The sequence below is a fragment of the Pseudomonas sp. ArH3a genome, assembly GCF_022648765.1.
In the GTDB taxonomy this organism is placed as follows: domain Bacteria; phylum Pseudomonadota; class Gammaproteobacteria; order Pseudomonadales; family Pseudomonadaceae; genus Aquipseudomonas.
Window position 1 is genome coordinate 3,362,421 of sequence record NZ_CP080330.1, and the last position, 13,541, is coordinate 3,375,961.

General features: G+C 61.0%; 10 protein-coding genes. All 10 read left to right on the forward strand.

All coding sequences use genetic code 11. The features are described from left to right. The first annotated feature begins 62 nt into the window (after window positions 1–62). Window positions 63–2,201: a TonB-dependent siderophore receptor gene (locus tag K0P33_RS15210; protein ID WP_242155968.1), complete on the forward strand. Its 2,139-nt coding sequence runs from the start codon at window positions 63–65 to the stop codon at window positions 2,199–2,201. Continuing rightward, window positions 2,201–2,470, forward strand: a complete 270-nt coding sequence (locus K0P33_RS15215; protein ID WP_094951148.1) for a hypothetical protein — start codon at window positions 2,201–2,203, stop codon at window positions 2,468–2,470. Before K0P33_RS15210 ends, K0P33_RS15215 begins: the two co-directional genes overlap by 1 nt. Next, a complete protein-coding gene (locus K0P33_RS15220; RefSeq protein WP_242155969.1) occupies window positions 2,467–3,786 on the forward strand; it encodes a PepSY-associated TM helix domain-containing protein in 1,320 nt (439 codons plus the stop codon). Before K0P33_RS15215 ends, K0P33_RS15220 begins: the two co-directional genes overlap by 4 nt. Before the next feature lie 143 nt (window positions 3,787–3,929). After that, window positions 3,930–5,156 (forward strand): RhtX/FptX family siderophore transporter, encoded by a 1,227-nt coding sequence (locus tag K0P33_RS15225; protein WP_242155970.1) that lies wholly within the window; start codon window positions 3,930–3,932, stop codon window positions 5,154–5,156. Between the two features lie 220 nt (window positions 5,157–5,376). Next, window positions 5,377–6,141 carry a DUF6687 family protein gene (locus tag K0P33_RS15230; RefSeq protein ID WP_242155971.1) on the forward strand — a complete coding sequence of 255 codons (765 nt, stop codon included), beginning with the start codon at window positions 5,377–5,379 and terminating at the stop codon, window positions 6,139–6,141. A 253-nt stretch (window positions 6,142–6,394) separates the two neighbouring features. Next, window positions 6,395–7,522, forward strand: coding sequence for an EAL domain-containing response regulator (locus K0P33_RS15235; protein WP_242155972.1), 1,128 nt, complete (start codon window positions 6,395–6,397; stop codon window positions 7,520–7,522). Between the two features lie 138 nt (window positions 7,523–7,660). Next, on the forward strand, window positions 7,661–8,287 hold the full coding sequence (locus K0P33_RS15240) for a response regulator transcription factor (RefSeq protein ID WP_242155973.1): 627 nt from the start codon (window positions 7,661–7,663) through the stop codon (window positions 8,285–8,287). A 36-nt stretch (window positions 8,288–8,323) separates the two neighbouring features. Then, complete coding sequence (locus K0P33_RS15245; protein WP_242155974.1) at window positions 8,324–11,932, forward strand: transporter substrate-binding domain-containing protein; 3,609 nt, start codon at window positions 8,324–8,326, stop codon at window positions 11,930–11,932. A 250-nt stretch (window positions 11,933–12,182) separates the two neighbouring features. Continuing rightward, complete coding sequence (locus tag K0P33_RS15250; RefSeq protein ID WP_242155975.1) at window positions 12,183–12,725, forward strand: fimbrial protein; 543 nt, start codon at window positions 12,183–12,185, stop codon at window positions 12,723–12,725. 61 nt (window positions 12,726–12,786) lie between these two features. Beyond that, complete coding sequence (locus K0P33_RS15255; protein WP_242155976.1) at window positions 12,787–13,527, forward strand: fimbria/pilus periplasmic chaperone; 741 nt, start codon at window positions 12,787–12,789, stop codon at window positions 13,525–13,527. Window positions 13,528–13,541 lie beyond the last annotated feature (14 nt).

Below are 13,541 nucleotides of genomic sequence, written 5' to 3' on the forward strand. Positions count from 1 at the left end.
AAAGTCGCTTACTTCGTTTAAACGATACTAATGCGAATTATTATCGATAATGGGGCGGGGCAATGTCACACCGGGGAGCAGCAAAGGTTGGGCGGGGTTTCAAGCGTAACGGGGCACACTTGGGGATTGTGCTGGTATTGGGGTTGAGCCCATTGGCGCAGGCGATTGCCGCCGTGCAGTTGGGCAATGTCGAAATTGCCGGTGAGGACATCTCCGGCGATGTGACGTCGCCGGGCGTGACCAGCATCGGCAAGCTGCCGCTCAAGCTGCGTGAAACCCCGCAGTCAGTGAGTGTGATCGACCACGAGCGCATCGAGCAGCAAAACCTGTTCAGCCTCGACGAAGTGATGCAGCAGGCCACCGGCGTGACGGTGCAGCCGTTCCAGTTGCTGACCACCGCGTACTACGTGCGCGGCTTCAAGATCAACTCCTTCGAACTCGATGGCGTACCGGCGATGCTTGGTGAAACCGCCAGCTCGCCGCAGGACATGGCGGTGTACGAGCGCGTCGAGATCCTGCGTGGCTCCAACGGTTTGCTGCACGGCAGCGGCAACCCGGCGGCCACGGTCAACTTGGTGCGCAAGCGCCCGCAAAAGGAATTCGCCGCCAGCACCTTGCTCAGCGGCGGCAGTTGGGACCGCTACCGTGGCGAAGTGGATGTGGGCGGGCCGTTGACGCAAACCGGCAACGTGCGCGGGCGTGTGGTGGCGGCTTATGAGGACCGCGACTATTTTTACGACGTCGGCAAGCAAGACACGCAGTTGCTCTACGGCATCACCGAGTTCGACCTCAGCCCCGACACGCTGCTGACCTTGGGGGCGCAATACCAGACCATCGATTCGGTGACCAACATGGCCGGCGTGCCGATGGCCAAGGACGGTTCGAGCCTGAACCTGCCGCGCTCCACCTACCTGGATGTGGACTGGGACCGCTTCAAGTGGACCACGCGCCGGGTGTTCGGCTCCCTCGAGCAGCAACTCGATCACGACTGGAAAGCCAAGGTCGCGGCCGAATACCAGGACGCCGACTCCAGCCTGCGGTATGCCGGTGCCTATGGTGCCATCGACCCGCAAACCGGCGACGGTGCGAGCTTGATGAGCGGCGCGTACAAATTCAACAGCACCCAGAAGAGCGTGGATGCCTCGGTCAACGGCCCGTATTCGTTGTTCGGGCGCAGCCATGAGTTGCTGCTGGGCACCCATTACAGTCAGGGTGAGACCGAGCAGCACACCGCACCGTTCACCACGGCCCTGAATCTGCCGGTGAACGTGTATCGCTGGGACCCGAGCAGCGTGCCCAACCCCGGGATTGGCGCCTACACCTCGCCGGGTTCGACCACCACCACCTCCAAGGGCGTCTACGCGCTGACCCGCTACAAATTGTTCGACCCGTTGACGTTGGTGATCGGTGGCCGCGCCAGCTGGTGGGACCAGGACGCGCCGAAAAGCCACTTCACCCCTGGCCGCGAAATCACGCCGTATGGTGGCCTGATCTGGGACTTCGCGCAGAACTGGTCGTGGTACGCCAGCTACGCCGAGGTGTACCAGCCGCAGACCGGGCAAACCTGGAGCGGCGACCTGCTCAAGCCGGTCGAGGGCAAGACCTACGAAACCGGGATCAAGGGCGAGTTGGCCGATGGCCGCTTGAATGTGTCGCTGGCAGTCTTCCGTATCGACTTGGAAAACAACCCACAGGTGGACCCCGAGCACCCCGGTGCGGGGCCAAACACTTATTACATCAGTGGCGGCAAAGTGCGCAGCCAGGGCTTCGAGCTGGAAAGTACCGGCTATATCACCCCGCAGTGGAACGTCTCCGCCGGCTACACCTACACCACCACCGAGTACCTCAAGGACACCACCAACGCCTCGGGCGAACGCTATGCCGAGTTCACCCCGCGCCATATGGCGCGGATCTGGACCCAGTACGAATTGCCGTGGCAGGACCAGCGCTGGAGCGTCGGCGCCGGTGTGCAGGCGCAAAGTGATTACAGCGCACAATCCGGCGCGGTGACGCTGGAACAGGGCGGTTATGCCTTGCTGAATGCGCGGGTCGCCTACCGTATCGATGACCATTGGACGGCCTCGGTCAATGGCAACAACCTGGCGGATCGCAAGTACTACCAGAGCCTGTCCAACGTGAATTGGAACAACCGCTACGGCGAGCCGCGCAGCCTCAACATGACCTTGCGAGGCACGTTCTGATGCTTGGCCCCTGGCCGCTACGCATCAGCCTGGCATTGGCCGGCAGTGTGCTCAGCAGCTTGCAACTGGCGGTGTTGCTGGCGCGGCATTACCCGTGGGGCGGCGGGTTGGAGCGCCTGTATGCCGGGGTGTTCCTGGGTTTGGGCTTTTTGGTGACGGTGCTGTTGTGGTCGCTGCTAGCACCGGATCGCAAGCGGCTGGTGTTGCGCTCCAGTGCCTGGCTGCTGCTGTTTACGCCCTGGCTGCTGTGGGATGGAACTTGGTCATGATGGGCGCACCGAGGGCGCTTGTGCAGCGCGTGCACGCCGGGGTGGGTGGCGTGTTTGGCGTGGTGCTGTTTGTGATCCTGCTGAGCGGCGCGTGGAGCATGGCCCATGAAGACCTGCGCGCCTGGTTTCGCGGCCCGGCGGCGCTGGCGCAAGGCCCGGCGTTGCCGCTGGCGCAATGGCTGGATATCGCCGGTGAGCGTGGCCTGGGATTGGGTGAATTGCGCATTCGCCTGCCGGATCGCAGCCACTCGGTGGTCGAGCTGTGCGGGTCGCCCAAGGATTGCAGTGTCGCGTTGGACCCGGCCAATGGTCGTGAACTGGCGTCGGGCAACGCAGCTGACATCCTGTTCAACCTGCACAAAAGCCTGTTCATATGCTTCCCTGGAAGGATTCTGGTCAGCCTGCTGGGCGTGGTGCTGTTGCTGATGATCTGGGCGGGCAGCGCATTGCACAGTGGGCGTTTGCAAGACCTCAAACGCCTGCGTCGTGACCGTGGTGCGCGGGTGTTCGCCCATGACTTGCACAGCCTGATCGGCCGCTGGTGCGGGCCGTGGCTGCTGTTGTTCGGCGTGACCGGCGCGCTGTCCGGCCTCGGCGCGCTGGGCACGCTGGGCTTGGCGGGGCAGGCGTTTTCAGGCGCGCCGCAGCAAGCCTTTATGCAGTTGCTGGGCGCACCGCCGCAGGTCAGCCCACAGGCGGGGGCGGCACCGGTTGATCTCGATCAGTTGCTGCGCCGGGACGCCGTCGCCCATCCGGGTTTCTTTGCGCAAAACCTCGCCTTGCACCACTGGGGCGAGCCGGGCGCGTGGGTGGAAGTCAGCGGCATCCAACAAGGCGTGCCCAGCACCGCCGTATTTGAACGCCACACCTATCGCGGCGATGACGGCCTCGCCTTGGGCACCAGCAGTGCCAGCGGTCGCGGCCTGTGGTTGCAGGCGTTCATTGCGGTACAGCCGCTGCACTTTGCCGACTACCGCTGGGTGCCTTATGCCGGGCCGCTGCTGCGTGCGGTGCATTTCGCCATGGCCTTGGCAGCGGCGGTGCTGGTGCTCAGCGGTGTTTACCTGTGGCTGGAACGCCGCCGCCTGAAGGCTGGCGCCGGTTGGCAGGTGCTGTTGCGCCTGGTGGTCGGTGGTGGCGGCGGCTTGCTGACGGCCACTGCCGTGTTGCTGTGCGCCGGGGCGCTGGGTATCGGCAACTGGGCGTGTTGCTCGCGTGTGTCGTCCCGCCAAACCGTCAACCGCTGCACTTGTTGTTGGCCGTGGCGGGTTTGGCCTTTGTCGCGGCGAGTGTGCTGCACCTGGCGGGGAGCTTGAAGCACGGCAGCCTGCCGCTATGGCCGATTGATCTTGTGTTGTTGCTGTGTGGCGCCAGTGCCTTGTTGGCACTGCGCCGTTTGATTGCTTTTACGCGTGCGGCACGGGTTGCCGCCGCTAACGTTGCCTGAGGGGAGACTCGTATGTTGGATCTGTTGAAACATTGGCGCATGGTGTTGACCTTCGCCCTGTTGTACCTGTCCCAGGGCATTTGCTTCGGCATCGCGATGGACGCCTTGCCGACCCTGCTGCGCCATGACGGCGCCGCGCTGCATGCGCTGGCATTCCTGCCGTTGGTGGGCCTGCCGTGGGTGATCAAGTTCATCTGGGCGCCCCAGGTCGATAACCATTGGAGCCCGCGCCTGGGACGGCGGCGCAGCTGGATCATACCGATGCAGATTCTGGTGCTGCTGTGCATCGCCACCCTGGCGAGCATCGGCCTGAGTGTGGAAACCGCAGGCATCGCCGTGGGCTTGCTGATTGTCGCCTCGCTGGCCAGCGCCACCCAGGACATCGCCACCGACGGCATGGCCGCCGAGTACTTCACCGGCAACATGCTCGCGCGCATCAACGCCATTCAGGTCGGCGGCACCATGGTCGGCTTTTTTGTCGGCGGCGCCGGCACCTTGCTGCTCAGTGGCTACCTGGGGCAAACCACGGCATTCAGTGTGCTGGCGCTGGTGCCGTTGCTGAGTCTGGTGTGCGTCGGTTGGCTGCACGTCGCACCGGCCAAGGACAAACAGCCGGACGTGGCCCACGCCTCGTTGTGGCGGTTTATCAAACGGCCCAAGGCAGTCTCGCTGGTAGTGCTGGCCTTGCTGTCGGCAATGACCTCGGTCTCGGGGTTCGGCTTGTCCAAACTGTTCCTGAATGACGCCGGTTGGTCCCTACAGGCCATCGGCCAATTGGGCATGAGCGGCGGCACGGTCACTGTCGTGCTCGGCTGCGGCGGCGGCGCTTGGCTGATTCGTGTGCTGGGCCTGTGGCCGACCTTCATCCTGGCGGTGGGCATGGCTGGCGTGGCCGCACTGACCTGGCTGTTGCAAGCCACCGGCCTGCTTGCCACGCAGACTGGCTTGATCTGGCTGGCGGTGGGTTTGGGCTCGTTTGCCACCGGCGCCACGTCGGTGGTGATCATGACCGCGTCCATGGCCTTTGCCGCCCAAAGTGATCAGGCGGGCACGGACATGACGGCTGTGCAAAGCACGCGGGATTTGGGCGAGATGTTGTCTTCGACGTTGCTCGTTGGGTTGACGGCTCAGGCGGGGTATAGCGGTGGGTTTCTTGCGGGGATTGTGATGGCGGTGTTGGCGTTGGGGGTGGCGTTGAATGTGTCGCGCCGAGGCCCGCGGGTGCAGGTGGTTGGCTGAACCGAACGTCTGCGACCCCTGTGCAGGTGGCATGAGCTAATGCCTTTGGGGGCAATGGTCGCTGGAGCCACCGAGGTTCACTGGCGGGGCTGAATGTTATAGACGCCGCGCCGATCCCCGGAGATCAGGTGCTCGCAGCGCTCGACCCTGGCGCTGTCGCCCATGGCGGCGCGCAATAGCTGCAGTTCTTGCTGCACAGCTGCTGAACCTTGAAACCAGAGTGCTGGGCGGGCGGGCGATCGGGATCATCAACAACCACTTCATTGATTTGCCCAGCGCCATCGGTATCGACCGTGACAGCCCGTTCCGGTATTTACCGCTGGGGCAAACCGCCCAGGTGCCGAATATCTCACTGGATTCGATTGATAACGCAGCGACATTACTGACCCTTTCACATTGGTCATCGAACCACACACCAGCGCGTTATAAAGCCAACCTGTCAACGCAAAGTGCTTTCCACTGTCTGCGCGAAGGCGCTGGCGTGGACGGGGCGAGCATTGTCACCTGCGATCACTTTGACTTGGATGGGCTGGCCTCCATTTATGCGTTTCTGGCGCCTGCCAGCGCGCTGCGGCACCAGGAATTGTTGATCGATGTAGCCAGGCTCGGCGACTTCTCCAGGGGCACGTCACCCCAGGCGCTGAGGACGGCTTTTACCTTTAACGCGCTGGCGGCACAGGCGAAGCCGCCCGGCACGCTCGATGCCGATACGGCCCTGTTGCAGATCTACAAAGCCGTTTTGCCGAACGTGGAGCACGTGCTGGAGCACACCGAACATTACGCGCATTGCTATCTTGAAGGCATGGATCACCTGGCGCGCAGTGAGCGCCTGTTGAGCCACCCCGACACGCGGCTGGTCGAATATGCGGCTATCGATCTGGCCGAGGTATTACCGCATCTGGCGATCACGGGCTTTGAGATCAACTGGCCTGGGCTGCAAACCGTCACGCGCAGCCCAGGGTTCGCGCAGTGCTTGAGGCGTTGATCGCAGGGCTGAGTTCGCTGGATGACGGCGACCGATGAGGAGGGTTGGCCAATTTCCGCATCGCTGGCTTCCGTCGGAAATTTCCTACGAGTCAAGGGGATGCTTCTCTCGCTGAGTCTGACCGCGACCCGCCACTATCAGCGTCTTCGCAGCTGCACAGTGATTGACGAGCATGGCCTACCCTCGCGTTTTGGTTTTGGAAACCCATCAATTTCAGCGCAGCGTTCTGATTAAGGTGCTCGACAAACTGGGCATGCCCGATGTCATTCAGGCAGGTGACACTGAACAGGCCATGGTCCTCATGCAGGAGGCGGGTGGGGTCGATATCGTGCTCTGCGATCTGGCTGATCGTGGCTACGACTGTCTGGAATTTCTGCGTATTGCCGGTCGGGTTGGCCTGGTGCAGGCGGTGGTCTTATGCGGTGAGCTGGGGCCGGAGCTGCGTCGCGCGCTGGTGCCGATGAGCACACTGTCTGGCTTGCAACTGCTGGGGGTCTTAAGGTCTCCGTTGCAATTATGGGCGTTGCGCAAAATGCTTTTACGCTATGCCTACCGCCGGTCTCCAGTGGTGTGCGCGCCACTGCAAAAAAACCTTCCCACTGAGGAGGAGATTCGCCGAGGCCTTGCCCTGGGAGAGTTTCGTGCCTGGTTCCAACCCAAGTTCTGGATGCGCACGGGGGCGCTGGCCGGCGTCGAGGCCTTGGTGCGCTGGGAGCATCCGGCCCGGGGTGTGTTGCTGCCAGCCGATTTCCTTGCAGCGGTGCTGGCGTATGACTTGATCGACCAAATGTTCCTGCAGCTTTTAGAGCAAGGCCTGAGTTTGCTGGGCGTGCTGCGCCGCCAGCAGGTGCAACTGGAGTTGGCGTTCAACTTGCACGCCTCGCAGTTGTTTGGCAATGAACTGGTGGGGCGCATAAAAGAGGCCATCGATCGCTACGGTTTTCCTGGGTCGACCTTGCTGTTCGAACTGTCGGAAAACGGCCTGCTGGACAGTTCACCACGTATCCAGGAAAACCTGCTGCGCCTGCGAATGCTTGGTTGCAGCCTGTCCGTTGATGATTTTGGCCAGGGTTTTTCCTCGCTGAAATTGCTCTGCCGGTTACCGTTCAACCAGCTCAAGCTCGATGGCGAAGTTGTCCGCCATGTGGATGACCCCGCCAGCCAGGCCATGATCGCCAGCACCCTGGCACTGGCTACTTCAGTGGGCATGAGCCTGGTGATCGAGGGCGTCAGCAGCCAGAAAATCCGAAACGGGGTGGTTGCCATGGGGTGTGAGCTTGGCCAAGGTTTTTATCTGGCGCGACCGATGGCAGGTTACCGCCTGTTGCCCTGGCTCGACGAGCACCGGGCGAATTGTTTGGCGGTCAAAGTTATTCGCTGAAATAGTTGAGAAATCTCCTACAGTTTGACGAGGCTCGTGTATTTTGAGAGCTACGCAGGTCATTCATCGTCCCTATTGTTTTTTAATGCCATGGATCGGCTGGTTACCGGCGTGCGCCGGGTGTGTTCAGAGGCTCATATGTTTAAAGCGTTAGTCGTGGACGATCATCCGTTTATTCGCTCCTCCGTCAAAATGCTCTTGAAGCAGGAAAACTTTGAGGTGGTGGCCGAGGCCGATAATGGCGTGGATGCAGTGCAGATGGCACGCGAGCATGAACCCAACCTGATCGTGCTGGATATCGGCATGCCCAAGCTCGATGGCCTGGAGGTCATCACGCGGATCAGTGGCCTGGGCCTGAACTGCAAGGTCCTGGTGCTGACCTCTCAGTCGGCCCTGTTCTACTCCATGCGTTGCATGAAGGCCGGCGCAGCTGGCTTTGTTTCCAAGACCCATGATTTGGAGGAGCTGGTCAAGGCGATTGAGGCCGTCATGGGCGGCTATACGTTCTTCCCTAACCTGGCAACCAGTTCGGTGCGGCGCAGTGATGTCGAAGCCACGGACCTGCAGTTGATCCAGTCCCTGTCGGACCGTGAACTGACCATTTTGCAACAGCTTTCCCACGGTTTGAGCAACAAGGAAATCGGCGATGCAATGCTGCTCAGCAACAAGACTATCAGCACCTACAAGACCCGCTTGATCGAGAAGCTCAATGTCAAGTCAGTGGTATACCTCGCTGACTTCGCCAAACGTAATAACCTGGTCTGAACGGGAGTGTTCTTGCGCATAGGGTGGATAGTAATCTTGCTGGGCAGCGTCTTGAGTGCAGGCGCCGAGGCGCAAGCGCCAGTGGAGACTCTGCGTGTATTGGGGCGCTCACATGTCGATGGTTATGAGGTGTCCCTGGCCACACAGGATTGGGAGTGGCTCAGAAGCAAGGGCGGGCTGGTGCTGGGAGCGTCGGCCCCTGACTATGCGCCGTTTGGCATATCAAACAACGGCCGTGACTATGAAGGGCTGACGGCTGACTACGCGCAGCTATTGAGTGAGTTGTTGCGCACCCGCGTGGAAGTGCGTCGATACGCCTCCCGTGCTGAGGTCATTCAAGCGCTCAAACGTGGTGAAGTCGACCTGCTCGGCACCGCCAATGGCTATGAGGCGGCCGATGCCGAGGTGCAGTTGTCAAACGCTTACGCCGAGGACGTGCCTACCCTGGTTACCCAGGTCGGTGCGGCCCAGTCGCTGACACGAGACCTGGCGGGCAAAAAAATCGCCATGTTGTATCACTACCTGCCCCCCGACGTGATCACGGCGCTTTATCCCAAAGCCACCCTGCAGTTATACCCCTCGACGTTGAGTGCCATTGGCGCCGTCGCCTTCGGCAATGCCGATGTGTATTTGGGCGACGCGATCAGTGCGTACTACCTGATCAACAAGAACTACTTGAACAATGTGCAGTTGGCCGATTTTTCCTCCGTGGAAACCGGCAGCTTTGCATTCGCCGTGGACCGCACTAATCAACGTTTGCTGCACATCCTCAACAGTGTCTTGGCGGCGATTCCTGTCGGCGATCGCATGAGTATCCTGCGTCGCTGGAGTGCCGGCGGCGCCAGCATTCCGGGGCGCACATCACTGAATTTCAGCGCCAGCGAGCAGCGTTGGATGAGCGCGCACCCACATTTGCGGGTGGCGATTGATGACACCTACCTGCCCGTGTCTTTCGTCAATGAGGACGGTGAGTTTCGTGGGATCAGCGCCGATATACTGGCCAAGGTTGCCTTGCGCACCGGGTTGAAGTTCGAGGTGCAACGCGTGCACTCGGTGGCTGCAATGGTTGAGAGTGTCCGCCGTGATGAGGCCGACCTGCTGGTGACCCTGACCCCCAGCAACGAGCGTGAAAGCCAACTGCGCTTTACCCGCCCGTACTTGAGTACACCTTACGTGCTGGTCAGTCGAGTCGGCGCCGATGGCCCCGGCACGCTTGATGATATGGCAGGCAAGCGCCTGGCGGTGATCCAGGGCAGCCCGGTCCGTGACCTGCTCATCGAGCAGTACCCGCAGATTACCTTGGTGCCGGCGCTCAATGCCCAAGAAGCGATGGCACTGGTTGCCGGTGACAAAGCGGATGCCGCCGTCAATTCATTGATCATTGCCCGTTACATGATCTCTCGCCAGTACCGCGACCAGTTACGCATCACCAGCACCGTGGGTACGCAATCGGCACGCACCGCGTTCGCCACCTCGCGCGGCTCCCTGGAGCTGTATTCGATTCTCGAAAAAGCACTGCTGAGCATTCCTCCCGAAGAAATGGACGAGGTCACCAATCGCTGGCGCAGCGAAATTGCCGTGGATGACAGTTACTGGCTGCGCAACCGAACCGTGATTATTCAAGGTTTTGCGGTGGCGGCACTGTTGTTGTTGGTTGCCCTGGGGTGGATCGCGTACTTGCGGGTGTTGATGCGCCAACGCAAGCAGGCGGAGAGCGCACTGAACGACCAGCTGGAATTCATGCGCGTGCTGATCGACGGCACACCGCACCCGATCTATGTGCGTGACCGCCAGGCGCGGTTGATGATGTGTAACAGCGGTTACCTGCAAGTCTTTGGTGTGCCCCGTGAGGTGGTGCTCGGCAAGACGGTGTTAGAAGGGGTGCTGGGTACCGTCAGTGAGGCGACGGCCTATCACGCGGACTATCTGCAGGTGATGGAGGAGGGCGTGCCGAGGGTGCAGGACCGCAGCTTGACCATGGCCCCCGATAATGTGCTGACGATTTATCACTGGATGCTGCCGTATCGCGGCAGCGATGGCCAGGTCACCGGGATGATCGGCGGCTGGATCGACATCAGTGAACGCCAGAGCCTGCTCGAGGCCTTGCGCGAGGCCAAGCAGGGAGCTGATGCGGCCAACCTGGCCAAGACCACGTTTCTGGCGACCATGAGCCACGAGATTCGCACGCCGATGAATGCGATTATCGGCATGTTGGAACTGGCCTTGAAGAAAGCCGATCAAGGCTTTGTCGACCGCTTCTCAATTGATGTCGCCTCAGGTGCTGCGCGAGGCTTGCTGGACCTGATCGGCGACATCCTGGATATTGCACGGATTGAATCGGGGCGCCTGTCCCTAGCACCGGAGCGCGCCAACCTGCGCGAATTGGTGGAGTCGGTGGCGCGGATTTTCGAAGGGTTGGCCAGGCAGAAACAGCTGCGCCTGGTCCTCGATCTGGACGCGGCTGCCAACCGCCAGGTGCTGGTCGACCCACTGCGGTTCAAGCAGATAGCCTCCAACCTGTTGAGCAACGCGATCAAGTTCACCGGCGAGGGCCAGGTACGGCTGCGGCTAACGGCCGAGCCGGATGGCACTGACGAACGCTTGTCCGTCAGCCTCAGGGTCGAGGACACCGGCTGTGGTATCGGTGCCCAGGACCAGCAACGCCTGTTCAGCCCATTTGAGCAGGCTGGCAATAATGCGCAATCGGCCCGGGCGGGTTCCGGATTGGGCCTGGTGATCAGCCGCACATTGTGCGAAATGATGGGGGGCAGCCTGACCCTGACCAGCACACTGGGGCAGGGCACGCAGGTTGAGGTGCGCGTCAGCTTGCCCACACTGCCGGCGCTGGACGAAGTACCGGTGGTGCAGTCGTCGCTTGCAGAGTCGATGCGGGCCCTGAATATCCTGGTGATCGACGACTACCCGGCCAACCGCTTGCTGTTGTCCCAGCAATTGCACTTTCTCGGCCACCGGGTAACCGATGCCGAGGACGGTGCGCATGGCCTGCGCGCCTGGCGCGCCGAACATTTTGACGCGGTGATTACCGACTGCAACATGCCGTTGATGAATGGCTATGAACTGGCGCGGGCAATTCGGGATGAGGAGCAGGCTCGAAGACTGCCGCGGGGGTTGATTCTCGGTTTAACCGCCAACGCGCTGCCCGAGGAACGCGACCGCTGTATTGAGGTGGGGATGGATGACTGCCTGTTCAAACCCATCGGCCTCAAGGACCTTGCTGCGCACCTGGCCAACCAAGTGCCCCGGGACCGGATGCCTTCTCAAGCATTGCGCCCTGAAGACCCGCAGGCCCGCGAGCGCATTGACCTGACGACCTTGGAACAACTCAGCCGTGGCGATGCCAGTGCCATCAACAGTCTGTTGCAGGATTTGGCCACCAGCAACGAGCAAGACATGAGCCGCTTGATGCAGCTGTTCACCCAGCATGACCTGAGCGGCCTGGCCGATTTGGCGCACCGAGTCAAAGGGGGCGCGCGGATCATCAATGCGCAGCGCCTGATTCTGGCCTGTGAAGCGCTGGAAACCGCGTGCAATGGGCTCAACTCGGCGGTGCTTACTGAAGCGGTAGATGACTTGCAACAGGCCATGGAGCACTTGGAACAGCAGTTGGAGGAGTACCAGACCTGACGCGCTCGCCTTACGTTGTCTGCCACCGAAAACCGCATCTCGATGCGGTTTTTTTGTGTGCGCGGGTGTCGGGCGAAGTGATTTCTGCTGGGAAATTTCCTACATGGCGGGGAGATGGGTACTACGCGATGCGGGTGGTCATACCCGGAAGATGAACCCCGTCGCACAACGTAGATGCAGACCGCGTCCGCGGTCTGGCAACTCACTCGGCTTAGCGACGGCCTTACCTTCTTCCTTCTGGAATCGCACCATGAAAACTAAAGTACTTTCGCTCGCGGCCCTGGTTTGTGTATCTGCTGCTCAGTTCGCCAATGCTGCGGGTGACGGCACGATCAATTTCGCCGGCAACCTGCTCGACCAGACCTGCACTGTTACCGTTGATGGTGTAGTCAGCCCGGCTATCGCCACCGTAACGCTTCCGACCATTTCCGTCGGCCTGCTGAAGAAAGCTGGCGATACAGAGGGCAAGAAGAAGTTTGAAATCGCATTGAGCAGTTGCGTAGGTGCGGCAACTAAGGCATCTGCATTTTTCAACTTCGGCACCACCGTCGACGTCGCCACCGGTAACCTGAAAAACACCACCGGCACCGCCAAGGAAGTGCAGTTGCAACTGCTCGACGCTGTCACCGACAAAGCCATTCAGGCGGGCTTCGACACCCAGTCCGCCACTACCCGTAACACCCTGGCTTCTGGCGGCGTGCGTATGGACTACGCCGTGCAGTACTTCGCTACCGGTGCAGCAGAACCCGGCACCGTGCTCAGCTCCGTGACCTTCAACATCGATTACGAGTAAGCCGCGTTCATGTCTGCGCACCGTGACCCGGTGCGCCGACGTCTGGCTAATGAGGTGTGTTATGTCTTGTGTTAAAAAAGTTCGATTCAGTGCCTGGCTGATCCTGGCGTCGTTGGTCTGTTCCCAGGCCATGGCAGGCGTGGTGATCACCGGGACTCGCCTGGTGTACCCGGCCGGGCAGAAAGAAATCACCGTGAAACTCAACAATAACGGCCTGGTGCCTGCACTGGTGCAGGCCTGGGTCGACACCGGGGATGTGGAGTCCAGCCCGACCAGTTCCAAGGCGCCGTTTGTGCTTTCGCCACCGGTCTCGCGTATCGATCCGAACAAAGGCCAGAGCCTGCGCCTGATGTTCACCGGTGCGCCGTTGCCGGCCAACAAAGAATCGGTGTTCTGGTTCAACGTCCTGGAGATCCCACCCAAGGGCGATGGCTCGGTGGATATGAATGTGTTGCAAATGGCTTTTCGATCCCGGATCAAAATTTTCTACCGCCCCGACGGCCTGGCAGGTAGCGCCAGCGATGCGCCGCAAGAGGTGCAATGGAAAGTGATTGCCGAGGGTGCGGGCTACGCTCTGCATGCGTTCAACCCAACGGTTTACCACGTGTCCCTGGCGGAATTGACGTTGGTGGCGGGCACCCAGCGTTACCAGGTTGAAGGCGGCATGGTTGGCCCTGGTGAAAGCACCGTGTTTGCCTTGCCAACGCTCAAGTCAGCGCCGGGCGCTGCCGCTCAGGTCGAGTTCGACGCCATCAACGACTACGGCGCACTGGTGCCGATCAAGCAGCCGCTTAAGCCCTGATCTTCACGCGACCG

Excerpts from the sequence above, each read along its gene's own strand:
- K0P33_RS15220 (WP_242155969.1), top strand. The coding sequence starts at position 2,467 with ATGATGGGCGCACCGAGGGCGCTTGTGCAGCGCGTGCACGCCGGGGTG.
- K0P33_RS15235 (WP_242155972.1), top strand. The coding sequence starts at position 6,395 with ATGCCCGATGTCATTCAGGCAGGTGACACTGAACAGGCCATGGTCCTC.
- K0P33_RS15225 (WP_242155970.1), top strand. The coding sequence starts at position 3,930 with ATGTTGGATCTGTTGAAACATTGGCGCATGGTGTTGACCTTCGCCCTG.
- K0P33_RS15250 (WP_242155975.1), top strand. The coding sequence starts at position 12,183 with ATGAAAACTAAAGTACTTTCGCTCGCGGCCCTGGTTTGTGTATCTGCT.
- K0P33_RS15240 (WP_242155973.1), top strand. The coding sequence starts at position 7,661 with ATGTTTAAAGCGTTAGTCGTGGACGATCATCCGTTTATTCGCTCCTCC.
- K0P33_RS15210 (WP_242155968.1), top strand. The coding sequence starts at position 63 with ATGTCACACCGGGGAGCAGCAAAGGTTGGGCGGGGTTTCAAGCGTAAC.
- K0P33_RS15215 (WP_094951148.1), top strand. The coding sequence starts at position 2,201 with ATGCTTGGCCCCTGGCCGCTACGCATCAGCCTGGCATTGGCCGGCAGT.
- K0P33_RS15255 (WP_242155976.1), top strand. The coding sequence starts at position 12,787 with ATGTCTTGTGTTAAAAAAGTTCGATTCAGTGCCTGGCTGATCCTGGCG.